Here is a 12,873-nt window from a genome sequence, read left to right as displayed (position 1 = left end):
CCAAACTATACAGAGCGGACCTGCTTAGAGGGGATTGCTTCGTGCCTCGCAATGACGCTTTTGAATTACTACATTGGCCTTTTATGGCAAAAAGAACACTTCTTTCAAGGGTATGCTCACAGGCGAGTGATCGGCATTAGTATCCATAATATCAGCCATGTATAACCACCATTTTTTCATAATTGGGGTATCCGGCAAATGATCAAGTGCTTCCTGATCTTCAACTTCCATCACGCCAAAAAGCCAATGCGTATCCTCATCTAAAAAAATAGAATAATTACTGATCCCCACATCTTTAAGCAAACTGCTTAATTCGGGCCAGATGGCATCGTGCCGGACCTTGTATTCAGCCGCTTTACCTTCATGAAGCTTCATTTTAAATGCTACTCTTGCCATTGTAAATAGTATTTATATCTGTTATTAAAAGAGCTTTAGGCTTAAAGCAAAAAGCTCAAAGCTCTTAATAGTTTATTTCCCAATACACATAAAAAAGCTTTGAGCCTTAAGCCTTCGGCTTTAAGCTTATTTAAGGTTTTACCACGTTCAATATCGGTTTATCAATACCGGCGAACTGGTCTTGCTGCGGTTTTAGCAGTTCAAGTACTTCAACATCATTATAACCTTTTTTCAACCATTCAACCGGTAAGTACAGGGTTTGCTGTGGGCCAATACCCCAGTACCGGCCAAGATTATGGCCATTTACCCATACCACACCTTTACCCCAGTTGCTCATGTCAAGATAGGTATCACCTAATTTATCTAATTTAAAACCACCTTTCCTGATCACCGGCGATTGTCCATTTTGCTTAGCCGCAGTGAATTTAACAGTGCTTAAATCATGAAACGGCAGCGAATACATTGTCCAATGTTGTACTTCCTTTCCGTTCAAAAGCACCTGTTGAGTGATCCCTTTTTTATTTTGCAACAGATACTTACCAAAGTTAATGCGACCAAGGTTCTCTACCAAAATATCAAGCTTTACTTTACCTGCAGGCAACTTTAAATACAGGCTATCCTGGTTAAGCCTGCGATCAAGCGTACCTACTTTTTTACCATTGATCATAACCACGGCGTAATCCCTAAGTCCTTTAAGTTTAAGTTGCCCGCTTTTGCTTCCGCTTAAAACGGTGCTGTATATCACAAAACCATAGTCCTGGTGCAGGTCTTCAAAAGTGAGCGGACTTATGTTTTCTTTAGCCGCCGGCAAGGAATTTAATAAACTTACCGATTGCGTTAGCTTAAAAGCTGGTATAGTAACTACCGGTTTAGCCGCCGGCACATCAGGCAATTGCACGCCAGCAGGTAAGTATTTTTGAATCACTCGCCTGAACTGCATAAATTTTGGCGTTGCATTACCCGCCTCATCTAACGGTGCATCATAATCATAGCTGCTTGTTTGCGGTTCATAAGGCGAGGTGTCTTTAAAATTAGCGCCATTCATGAACGCACGGGTTGTGCCGCCGTGAAACATGTACATATTGATAGAAATCCCTGCTGCCAGTACAGAATCAAGCCTGCCTGCATAACGTTCGGCCGGGATGGTATGATGAGCAGTTCCCCACCAATCGAACCAGGCCGGGTACCATTCGGCAATATAATACGGGCCCTTCCCATCGTGATTTTCGTTAATGATCTTTTTAACCTTTGCAGGATTATCCAAACCGTTAACAGCAGGCAATAATCCCGGCAAATGCCCCTTCACCAGGTCGGGGGCAGGGTCGCAGGTGTACAGCAATCCGTCAAAACCGGCTTCTTTAAATAGTCTTTGATTAATGCCCAAATACTCTTTATCGCTGCCATACGATCCGTACTCATTTTCAATTTGTACCATCAGGATATTACCGCCGTGATTTATCTGCAGTGGGGCCAATTGCCTGCCTACTTCTTTGATATAGTTTTCATACTCTTTAAGATATTGCGCTTCTTTACTGCGCACCTCAAGGCCTTTTTCATTCTGCAGCCAATATGGGTATCCCCCAAATTCCCATTCGGCGCATACATAAGGACTTGGGCGGAGGATCACCCACAGACCTTCCTGCTGGGCTATACGTACAAACTCGGCCACATCGTTATTACGGCTAAAATCAAACTTGCCTTTTTGCGGTTCGTGCAGGTTCCAGAACACATAAGTACCAATGGTATTTAAACCCATTGCCTTAGCCATTTTCATACGCGCGCGCCAGGCCTCACGTGGCACCCGGGGATAATGCATCTCGCCCGAGATCATCTGGAAAGGCTTCCCGTCAAGCAGGAAAGCCTCATCGCCTAGGGCAAAGGTATGCTTGACTGTCTGGCAAAAGCCCGTTATACTCAGGCTTAAAAATAATGCTAAAAAAGATATTGTAATTTTTTTCATTGTGATGCGCTATCGGTTCAGCGCTTCTGCGCTTTTTTGTTTGTAATAGTTTTGAAGAATATAAAAGGCTTTCTTTTTGTTGCCTTTATCATCATAAAGCCCCTTGCGGTTCCAGCCTTCCTGGTACAGTGGGTTATTCCGTTTTGGCGACCGAAAATCGGCCATTACCCATGGCGAAAGGCCTACAAAATTTGCAGGCATGCGCTTAAACATGGCCACCTGTTCCTTAAAGTACCATTCCTGGTATTCCTCACTAAAGCGGGTCAATGAATCGGTATGAAAACCGGTTTTAGCTTCAGCCCCGGTTTCGCTGATAAATAAAGGTTTATTATATGGCGTACTCCAGCTTGTGGTGCGGCATTTATCGGGTGTGCCGCCATACCAGCCAAGGTATTCATTAAAAGCAACGAGATCAACAAATTTGCCCAGAGGGTCATCTACCACATTCAAATCTTTACCCGAACTGTAGTTTACCTCAAGCGCAGCCGATACCAGGCGGGTATCATCCAATTGTTTGGCCTTAATGATCAGGTTATGCATGAAATTTGTGCGGGTTGGGCTTACCGGTGTTTCATTCCCTACCGACCAGATAATGATACTGGCGCGGTTATGATCGCGGGTGATCATTTCATTAAGCTGCGCTTTTGCCTTTTCAAGCACCGCGGCATTGCCAAAATCAATAGTCCAGTAAACCGGGATCTCCGACCAAATCATAATACCCAGTGAATCGGCCAGCCGGGTTATTTTTTCATCGTGGGGATAATGTGCCAGCCTTACCATATTGCAGCCAAGCTCATGCGCCTGATTTAGCAATTGTTCGGCATCCTGCTGGCTGTAAGCTCTCCGTACATCCTGTGGTATTTCGCCATGGATACAGATCCCCCGTAAAAATACGGGCTTACCGTTTAGCAGCAACTGCGGACCATGCGCTTCAATGGTGCGGAACCCTATCTTATCTTCTGTTTTATCGGCACCGGCACTTATGATAACCTTATACAGCTTAGGCGTTTCGGGCGACCATAGTTGCACCTTTGGCAATTTAAAGCTCACCTGCGTGAGCGCGCCTGTGGCAGCAAACTGCTTACTAAGCTTAAGCTCGGGTATTTGTACGGTGATATTTTGGCCGGTTGGCGGAACATCATTCAGTTTAACCCATCCGCTTACCTCCGGTTGTTTAGCGGGAGCTGCACCATTAGCAGGCTTTTTGAGCTGGATCACAAAATCGCGGATGTAGGTAACAGGCACTTCAACCAGTTTTACATCGCGGGTAATACCACCGTAGTTCCACCAATCGGTATTGAGGGTTGGCACCTCATCGGCATATCGCTTATTATCAACCTTAACCACTAGCAAATTATCTTTATCCTTAAGCAGCCCGGCCGGAACTTCAAAATTAAAGGGAGTAAAACCACCTTTGTGCATTCCAAGCTTTTTCCCGTTCAAATACACATCGGCACGATAATTAACCGCGCCAAAATAAAGGTACTGCCTGCCCCCATTGATTGATTTAACATAGTCGAATGATTTTTTATACCAGATAGTCCCCTCGTAATAGGTAAACTCCGGTTTTTGATGGTTCCAGTCGCCGGGCACATCAATACTAAACTTATCAATATAGCCGTGCTCCTTCTTTTCAGTTTTGTTAGCAGGGATACCGCTGTTCCAATATGCATCACCATTTTTTTCGTTAAGCTCCTTGTAGCGGTAATCATAAAACCCGGTTTCGTACGGGTCAACAATGTATTGCCATTTGCCATTCAGTTCAAGCGATTTACGGCTTTGGATATTGGTAATGAGGCTATCCTGTGCAGCGGCTGTACCCACAATGAGCAGCAGGCAGCATAAGCTTATGAAATTTCGCATGTTATTTCTTAAAAACATCAAGGTTCCAGTTATCCACCCAGTTTATTTCAATGTCATCGCCCTTAAAGCTGATAGGCAACCACAGGTAACGGCCATCAATAGCATCTTTAGGTGTCCATTTATCGGCTATAAAAATGAACGCATCTTTTTTGCCGGCCACAGGCAATACATGGGTGCTTTGGCCGCCATAAGTGATTTGACTATCCGCCCCCTGGCATGGATTACCGTGGTAAGTCCACGGCCCCCAAATTGATTTTGCACTAAACCAGCGGGCAGCATTTGGCGCCCAGCCGGTACAACCAGAACCTATCATGTAATAAATTCCGTTACGTTTAAACAAGGCAGGCGCTTCGGTTTGGTGGCCTATATAAATACGGATAAATTTGCCTGTATGGCCTGTATAATCGGGCGTTAATTCTGCCAGATCAAGTGTATAATTTTCTTCGGATGAAAAAACGTGATAAGCCTTGCCGTTGTCATCAACAAAAACGGTCATGTCGCGGGCCATTTGGCCGCCGGGAAGGTCGCGGCAAAAATATTTATCGGTTTCGTGAGCCGGATTAACACAGTTTATTTTATCTCCTTCGGGAGTAAGCGCCGGATAAAACGGCATCTGCCCCGGGTTAGGTCGGTAGCTTTTAATGAACTTGTACGGGCCGGTCACCTTATCACTCACAGCAACTCCGGCGCGTGCAGCGCTGTAACCTTTGCCCAATAGCTCAAGGTGAAACCACATTACATATTTTTTTGTCTTTTTGTTATAAACAACCTTTGGCCTTTCCAGGATACAGCCTTTTGCTATATCATTTGTAGTATCGCTCGAAACATTCAGCGAAATCCCCTCATCCTTCCAGTTGTACAGATCTTTTGACGAATAGCAATGAACCCCAACCATTGCCCGGTTGCCGGCATCACCGGCAATTTTGTGTTCGCCAAACCAGTAGTATACGCCATTATTATACAGAATGCCTCCCCCATGGGCGTTAATGTGTACCCCTTTATCATCAGGCCAAATAGCGCCCGGACTAAAACTGGTTAATTTAGTTTGCGCACGGCCAATGATGCTTAACAGCAAAAAGGCCGGCAATAAAAAGCGATAGTATTTCATATAAAGATGTTTGTATTATTTTTTGATATCAAGTGCATGATCGGCCGGCGCATCCTGGCCGCTCCAGATTTTAACGGCCGTCCATGGTTCGTCGGTATCTGCCCAAAAGGGATCGGTTTCGGGCAGTCCTAATGGTACAAATGCTGTAGCGCAGAAGTAAAGGCTGCCTGTTGTAATGTAAAAATCGGCAAGGCCGGGCTGCTTGCCATATAAACCCATATTAAGCCAGCCATCGGTAGTAAAAGTTTGCGGTGCGCCCAGCGTTTTTTTGATCATGGCTGTTAGCGCGCATCTTACCTGCGCCGGTTTCAGGCTTGCAGGCAATTGTTTTTTGTAGGCGATATTAGCCAGATGATGAAATGCGCCGCCCCGGTATACTATTGAACGCCCTATAGCGGGATAGCTCCCATCAGCGTTAATAAGGCGCTCGAGTACTTCGGCGTAACGCTGACCTACGGCCAGTTCGCGTTGCTCCTCGCGTGCATAAGTTTTCTTTTTGGCGTTAACCTCTTCCAATATGGTGCTTAGGTTTGGATGGATCACGATGCTATTATAATAATCGAGATGAAAGCTCATCCCATCCGAATACATGCCATCGCCAACATACCAATGCTCGGTAAATTCGCGGATGCCAAATTCAACCCTCACCGGATCGTAGCCCAGATCATATTTGCAAAAAAAGGCCTCTATCATCCCCGAAAACAAAATCCAGTTGGAGTAAACCGGAACAGTTGCGCGGGTAGTCTTCATCACTTCAACCACCTGTTTTTTGGTTACCTCATCGAGATGTTCCCATAGCCATGGGCTCCGTACCAAAGCAAAAGCAACAAACGAGGCATCAACTAAGGGCTGGCCACCGCTCCATTGCAGATAGTCTTTAGCTTGAGGATTAACCGCGTTTGCAATAGCCTTTAAAGACCATGCCCTGTATTGCTCACGAAGTTTTACCTCGGCAGCATCGCCGCCTTCCAGTTGTAACCATGGGGCGATACCGCTTAATGTGCGGCCAAATGCTTCCAGATAACCTACTTTGGCACGGCTTTCCTTATTATCAATTTTGTCGGACAGCTGCATCGGCATTTTTTCCTTAAGCTGATCGGCCGCGAGGTTGCTGATCACCGGCCGCGCTACCTTATCCATGTAGCTTAACCATAATTTCCGGTCAGGTACTTGAACTGTATTTTTTTTGCTTTGTGCCGATGCACAAAACGGCGTACTTATTAATATGAAGTAAAATATAAGCTTTTTCATCCGGGCTTTTTATTTGTTACGTTTTAATGACGTACAACTTAGTAATCAGGAAAATCTCTTTTAAAATCAATAATAGACACGAGGCACCTAACGGAGCCCCAAAGTTTCCATTTTTGTTTCCTATAAGCACGATACTCCTCCGGAGTGTCTTATCAATTGCTTTAAACTCCGTAGGAGTATCGTGTTTATAGCCATTTTAATCCCATATATTGGCTCCGTTAGGTGCGCCGTGTTTTAAAAGTGATTTCCTTTACTTAGTAATTAATTATCAGGGCTTCCAGTCCAATACCTGTACTTTTGTTGGCGCTATATTGGCTTTGCCTTCGCCATCAACCTGGGTTACTTCTTGTACAAACAGGCTCAATGTTTTTTTTTCTTTCCATAGTTCGGTGTCATAAGTCGGTTCCCACTCTCCTACTGATTCAGAACTTAAATCATTAACCTGCCAGTTTGCATTTTGCAGATCACTGTTTACAGCTACAGAAACTTTATCGCCGCGTTCGATATCCCTGAAAATAATTGCAACTGATTGTTTCCCGCTCCTGTTCCAGGCAATGATCTGCGGACGAGATATCGGGATGCGTTTTGTACCCGTTCCACCAAGACTGAAAGCCGTTTTTCTTAAACCAAGATCAGCCGAATGCCACTGATCACCCGTTTTAAAAACAATATGGTATTGGGGTATTGTTGTACTGCTATCGCGCCAATAAGTAGCAATAAAGGGGTTACCTTTATCATCGGCAAATATGGATGTTTGATTGATGAGCTCGCTGTGTTGTGGTATCTTGCAGGCGTACTCCGCATTAGCGGCATTAATTGGAAGAATATATTTTTCGCCGGTAGATTTTTCCCAGGTTAAACCTCCATCGTTTGAACGGGCGTAGCACATGTCATGATTGCTTGCTACATCCGGCGTTTCGCGCCATACCCATGAAATATGGATTGTTCCTTTTTTGTCGATGCACATTTGCCAATAGGCATTGCGTTTACCTTCGCCATCAATAAGATTTTGCTGTACATTAACCCACTTGTGGGTGGTAATACTATACCTGTTCATCACGAGGTTTCCATTGCCCGAACCACCATCGCGATAAACAAACAGCAGATCACCACCAGGCAAGCGGTAAAACTCCGGGTAGCTCACCTTACTTTCGCTAATGCCTGTCATGCTTTGCTGCGCCGACAAAACAAGGCTTTCGGGCTTTATACTTTTAGCATAGTTCAAAGTCTGATTATGATGTCCCCAGGCAACATGCAAATAGCCGGCGCCGTCAACCATGATACTGATATCCTTATGGGCATCGGCAGCATCGGCTTTATATTGCGTTGCGGCAACCTGCCAGTTAACAGATCCGCTTTTTCTCTTAGCCAACACTAAAACCTGGTTGTTGTTATAATAAGCGGCATATTGTTCGCCCTTAAAAGTAACCAATGAGTTTTTGCGGAACACCACCGTATTGACAGAGTTATTTGCCCAACCTAAACCTATAGTAGAGGTAGTTACTTGGCTGGTTTGGGCAGATACAGCAATAGCGCTTCCAAACAGGATACAAATAAAAAACAGTGATCTTAAATGGTATAGCTTCATAAAAAGTAAAAGTAAGGGCAATGGATATTGCCCTTACTTTTTATTTGTGTTTTAATTAATAACCCGGATTTTGCTCCAGCACAGCATCTTTATTCAATTGAATCTCAGACAGAGGAATAGGAAGTAACATATTCTTATCAGCTAAACCTGTTGTCGGGTGCTGGGCATCGCCAGAGTTAAGGCGAATTGAGCGCTCAACCAGTGTACCGGTACGCATCAGGGTTTGACGACGGTTTTCTTCGCCGATGAGCTCCCTTGCACGTTCGTCTAATACAAAGTTAAGCGTCATTTGATCAGCGGTTACCTGCGGTGCATTAGCCCTTGTCCTTAATACGTTGATAGATGCAGCAGCATCTGCAGTTTTGCCTTGCTTAACCTGCGCTTCAGCAAGCAGCAGGTATGTTTCCCCTAAACGCATCATGATAAAATCTTTGATCATAGCATAGCCAAAGGTATCATTAGGATCAAATGCGCCCCATTTGGTTGTGCTCGGACAAATCTTATACAAAGTATCCGGACCGGTAAACGGCACTATTTTGCCATAGTTGGCATTTGTTGGATCATTATAGTAGTAACGTCTTTTGATACTATACTGCGAATTACGAATATCGCCGGCAGGGTAAAGGCCATATAAAACCCAGTTACTCAACCTGAGCCTGGCAATACTGCGGCCGCCTAATGAGTCACAAATTACCATGCCGGCGATGTTATAGTAAGCGGCACCCCATACCCTGCGTTGCTGGGCGTTATCTGTATTACCACCAACTACCGAACTTGGATTTTCCTGCTCCAATACCCAGATAGCTTCAGAGTTGCCCTGTGCGCGTCTTTCATTTCCATACACAAACATATCTGAATAATAATCGCCTGTTCCTCCGGCCCTTACACCATAGCGGGCTTTGATCAGGCTGAATTTACCACTGCTGATAACTGCCTGTGCCTGCTGCTCGGCCAAATCATTTTTACCCATGCGCAGGTAAACCTCGGCTAAAAGTTGCATGGCCATATATTTATTAGCACGGCCAACCGGTTTACCCTGAGCATTCAATTTTGAGGTGCCGGCATTCAAATCAGAAAGATTTGCACTTGCATAAGTAAGATCGCTAACAATGAGCGCATTTACCTCATCAAGTGACGCGCGTGTAAAATTGGTTTTGGGAGCTGTAAGCGGAGCTGTAACCAACGGTACTTTCCCAAACAACGTTGCCAGGTTATTGTAGGCATAAGCCCTGAAAAACTTAGCCTCGGCATCAATAGCACTTTTGCCTTTTGCGCCAAGCTTGGTGTTTGAAGGATCTTCAACCGAAGCTATAATGATGTTAGCGTTATTGATCAGTGAATAATATTTTCCCCAGATGTATGATGCAGCGCCATCAGTTGATGTAAGCTGTGCATAATTATAATAAGGCACTTCAATACCCTGCTGATTGGCTGTAGCATTTGCTACGTCGGTTCCTACCTGCCAAACACTTGGCCAGCCCTGTGCGTTTGAATAGGTTAAAATGGTGCTTTCATAATTATACAAACCTACTGCAGCCGCCTCAAAACCCAGTGAATCATTAAGGGTTAACGGAGTATATGATGAATACGGCTTTTCGTTGAGGTATGACTTTTTGCAGGATGAAAATGCGGTAATAAGCACTGATATTGAAACCAATATGATCGAATACTTTTTCATGTGTTTATGTTTTATCAGTTTATTTTAATGAGATATTAGCACCAAAAACAAAAGTGCGCGTTACAGGATAGTTGTTAGTCCAATCGCCCGAGCCCCTGGTTGAGTAACTGTTTTCAGGGTCCCAACCGATCCACTTGGTAAAAGTGTGGAGGTTACGACCGCTTGCATAAAATGTTAAGCCATTCAGGTGTAGTTTATCAAGAATATTCTGACCGACTACATAGCTAAATGTAACATCCTTTATGCGGGTGTAGCTTGCATCGCGCGGATATCCGTAACCACGGGTATTTGTATACGATAGTGACTGGAACGAATTATTGTTATTAGTTGGTGTCCAGTAGCCAATTTCGGTCGGCGTATTCCTTCTTCCAGACTCGTCAGCGTAGTTCAAATCGGCATTATTGCGCAACATGCCCTGAGCTGTTTGGATGAATATGCTCAAGTTAAACTGTTTGTAATGAAATGTATTAGTGATACCTCCAGTCCATTTTGGAGTAGTTTGACCCTGTATCACACGGTCATCCGCAGTGATTTTACCGTCACCGTTTGTGTCGGCGAACTTAAGGTCGCCTGGTTTGGCTCCCGGGTCTTGTTTAGAGGCATCCTCGCCTGTTTGCCAAACACCGGTCATTTTGTAATCATAAATTACACTGATAGGCTTACCAATGAACCAGCGGTTACCCAGGTCATCTTTACCATCGCCGTAAAGGCTTACAATTTTATTGCGATTAAGCGCATAAACTATATTTGATTCCCAGCGAAAGTTTTTGCCGTCAATATTACGGGTATTCAGGTTAACCTCTAATCCCTTATTGGCTACCTTACCTATGTTATCCCAAACATTTGAATAACCGGTTATAAGCGGTAGGCTCCTTCTTAATAACAAGCCCGAAGTACGTGTGCTGTATGCGTCAACCGAACCATTAATACGGCTGCCCAGCAAAGCGAAATCAACACCAACGTTTGCTCCTGTAGTGGTTTCCCAATGCAGGTTAGCATTACCCAGGTTACTTGCCTGCACACCAATTGTACTTACACCGTTAAAAGGCGAACGTACCGTTCCGTCGGTAGTAATGGTTTGATACACGCTGATAGCTTCGTTACCGGTTTTGCCGTATGATCCACGAAGTTTTAAACTGTTAACGATCGTTGAATTTTTAAGAAAGCTTTCCTGGTCGATATTCCAGCCTAAAGCGGCTGAAGGGAACACACCATATTTAGTTGTGTTAGCGCCAAATACCGATGAACCGTCCCGGCGGGCAGTAACGGTAACCAAATATTTACCTGCATATGAGTAGTTAACACGGCCCATTTGCGAGTTTAACGCATATCTGTCTGAATATGACGATGAGGTTTGGGTAGCACCGGCACCTAAATTATTGAATGAAAGTTCATCGTTAACAAAGCCTGTTGCAGCAGCAGTAGATGTAAAATACCTGCGGCGTTGTGCACTGTACAAACCGGTAAAATCCAAATGATGCTTGCCAAAATCACGGTTATAATACAATAAGTTTTCAATTGTGTAAGTGTTAGTTTCAGAGCTTGCCGCACTTGCACTACCGAGCGGGGTGTTTGCCAGGCGACCGCTATAGCTGTCAACTCTTGTCGGCAAATAAGTATAACCCGCATTTAAACGATATTTCAGTCCCTTTAAAACACCACCAAATTTCACTTCGGCATAGCCATTACCGTTAAGGTTTACACTGCGGTTTATCTGGTCGGTAGTCAGGCCAAGTAAAGGGTTAACATACAATTGTTCCGGCGCCATTGGATAAATAGTGTAGGTGCCATCGGCATTGTATTCGTTCCCGTACGGGCTCATGGCGGTAGCGTTTAACAAGTTTGCACGGCCTCCATCATAATTGTTATTGGCAAAGTAAGATGACATGCCCACTGTTAAAAAGTTGGTTACGTTAATATCCAAATTTGAGCGGATACTTACGCGGTTATATTGATAGCCTTTTACCACACCTTTCTGCTTAAGATAATCACCAGACACGTAATATTTTGTATCCGGGCTACCACCAGAGATACTTAGGTTATGATCCTGAATTACGCCAGTTTGGGTAACTTCCTTTACCCAATCAATAGTTTTACCGGCATTATAGTTTGGCAACTCGGTATAGTTAGGTACAGGACTCGTCTGTTTTTGGCCGGTTTGTGACATATAGTCGGCATATTTTTGAATGTATGCCGCCGGGTCACGCGGTTCAAGTAAATGAGCTATATTTTCAACACCGGCATAAGCGTTATAGCGGATAACCGGCTTGCCACCATTACCTCTTTTGGTGGTGATGAGGATTACGCCATTTGAGCCGTTTGTACCGTAAATAGCAACCGCCGAAGCATCTTTAAGCACCTCCATTGACGCTATATCATTAGGGTTGATATCATTCAATGAGCCTCCGCTTTTGCTAAGCGGGATTCCATCAACAACGATGTATGGGCCGGTACCGGCATTGATAGAATTTTGCCCCCTTACAATTGATGAAGGCTGAGCTCCCGGTACCGAAGATGTAGTTGTGATATTTACACCTGCTACAGCACCTTCAAGCGCCTGCAATACATTGGTTACCGGCAATTGCGATAACCGCGCTTTAGGTACAGACACCACAGCACCCGTAACGTCCGATCGTTTTTGCGTACCGTAACCAACTACTACAACTTCATTAAGCTGCTTGTTACTATCTTCAAGTACTATGTTTAATGTGGTGGTATTTTTTGTAACTACAATGGTTTTGGCTACCATGCTTACAAAAGAGATCTTCAGTGTTGAGCCTTCGGCAACCTCTATTTTAAATGCTCCATTAACATCAGTTGTGGTTGATTGGGTTGTACCCTGGATGTTTACAGTTGCGCCAGGCAGTACGTTGCCTGTAGCATCTTTTACAACACCTTTTACATTAATTTTTGTTTGCGCATTTGCCAGCTGAGCGATGCCTGTAAGCATCATCATTAAAAGCAATACGGAAAAACTTTTTAAGAGAGTAAATCTATATTTCATAATTTAATTTGGTTTATCGGGTTCA

General features: G+C 44.3%; 8 protein-coding genes. All 8 read right to left on the bottom strand.

The window, feature by feature from the left end:
* Positions 1 to 81: 81 nt before the first annotated feature.
* Positions 82 to 396, bottom strand: coding sequence for an L-rhamnose mutarotase (rhaM, locus tag ACEN9X_RS20745; RefSeq protein ID WP_413666947.1), 315 nt, complete (start codon positions 394 to 396; stop codon positions 82 to 84).
* A gap of 130 nt (positions 397 to 526) precedes the next feature.
* The gene (locus tag ACEN9X_RS20740) at positions 527 to 2,356 is read right to left on the bottom strand and encodes a glycoside hydrolase family 35 protein (RefSeq protein ID WP_413666946.1); all 1,830 of its coding nucleotides are present in this window, start codon (positions 2,354 to 2,356) and stop codon (positions 527 to 529) included.
* A 9-nt stretch (positions 2,357 to 2,365) separates the two neighbouring features.
* Entirely contained in the window at positions 2,366 to 4,219 is a 1,854-nt protein-coding gene (locus tag ACEN9X_RS20735) for a glycoside hydrolase family 2 protein (RefSeq protein ID WP_413666945.1), read from the bottom strand.
* A gap of 1 nt (position 4,220) precedes the next feature.
* Positions 4,221 to 5,327: a glycoside hydrolase family 43 protein gene (locus ACEN9X_RS20730; RefSeq protein ID WP_413666944.1), complete on the bottom strand. Its 1,107-nt coding sequence runs from the start codon at positions 5,325 to 5,327 to the stop codon at positions 4,221 to 4,223.
* A 15-nt stretch (positions 5,328 to 5,342) separates the two neighbouring features.
* Positions 5,343 to 6,578 (bottom strand): DUF2264 domain-containing protein, encoded by a 1,236-nt coding sequence (locus ACEN9X_RS20725; protein WP_413666943.1) that lies wholly within the window; start codon positions 6,576 to 6,578, stop codon positions 5,343 to 5,345.
* A 268-nt stretch (positions 6,579 to 6,846) separates the two neighbouring features.
* A complete protein-coding gene (locus ACEN9X_RS20720) occupies positions 6,847 to 8,166 on the bottom strand; it encodes a BNR repeat-containing protein (RefSeq protein ID WP_413666942.1) in 1,320 nt (439 codons plus the stop codon).
* Positions 8,167 to 8,221: 55 nt separating this feature from the next.
* Positions 8,222 to 9,844 (bottom strand): RagB/SusD family nutrient uptake outer membrane protein, encoded by a 1,623-nt coding sequence (locus ACEN9X_RS20715; RefSeq protein ID WP_413666941.1) that lies wholly within the window; start codon positions 9,842 to 9,844, stop codon positions 8,222 to 8,224.
* 19 nt (positions 9,845 to 9,863) lie between these two features.
* Positions 9,864 to 12,848 carry a SusC/RagA family TonB-linked outer membrane protein gene (locus tag ACEN9X_RS20710; protein ID WP_413666940.1) on the bottom strand — a complete coding sequence of 995 codons (2,985 nt, stop codon included), beginning with the start codon at positions 12,846 to 12,848 and terminating at the stop codon, positions 9,864 to 9,866.
* Positions 12,849 to 12,873 lie beyond the last annotated feature (25 nt).

The organism is Mucilaginibacter sp. Mucisp86 (genome assembly GCF_047324315.1).
Lineage (GTDB): Bacteria > Bacteroidota > Bacteroidia > Sphingobacteriales > Sphingobacteriaceae > Mucilaginibacter.
This window is presented reverse-complemented; position numbering and strand designations above follow the sequence as displayed.

Bases quoted from the DNA above. Each gene is read 5' to 3' on its own strand.
- ACEN9X_RS20710 (WP_413666940.1), bottom strand. From the start codon at position 12,848: ATGAAATATAGATTTACTCTCTTAAAAAGTTTTTCCGTATTGCTTTTA.
- ACEN9X_RS20725 (WP_413666943.1), bottom strand. From the start codon at position 6,578: ATGAAAAAGCTTATATTTTACTTCATATTAATAAGTACGCCGTTTTGT.
- ACEN9X_RS20715 (WP_413666941.1), bottom strand. From the start codon at position 9,844: ATGAAAAAGTATTCGATCATATTGGTTTCAATATCAGTGCTTATTACC.
- rhaM (WP_413666947.1), bottom strand. From the start codon at position 396: ATGGCAAGAGTAGCATTTAAAATGAAGCTTCATGAAGGTAAAGCGGCT.
- ACEN9X_RS20735 (WP_413666945.1), bottom strand. From the start codon at position 4,219: ATGCGAAATTTCATAAGCTTATGCTGCCTGCTGCTCATTGTGGGTACA.
- ACEN9X_RS20720 (WP_413666942.1), bottom strand. From the start codon at position 8,166: ATGAAGCTATACCATTTAAGATCACTGTTTTTTATTTGTATCCTGTTT.
- ACEN9X_RS20740 (WP_413666946.1), bottom strand. From the start codon at position 2,356: ATGAAAAAAATTACAATATCTTTTTTAGCATTATTTTTAAGCCTGAGT.
- ACEN9X_RS20730 (WP_413666944.1), bottom strand. From the start codon at position 5,327: ATGAAATACTATCGCTTTTTATTGCCGGCCTTTTTGCTGTTAAGCATC.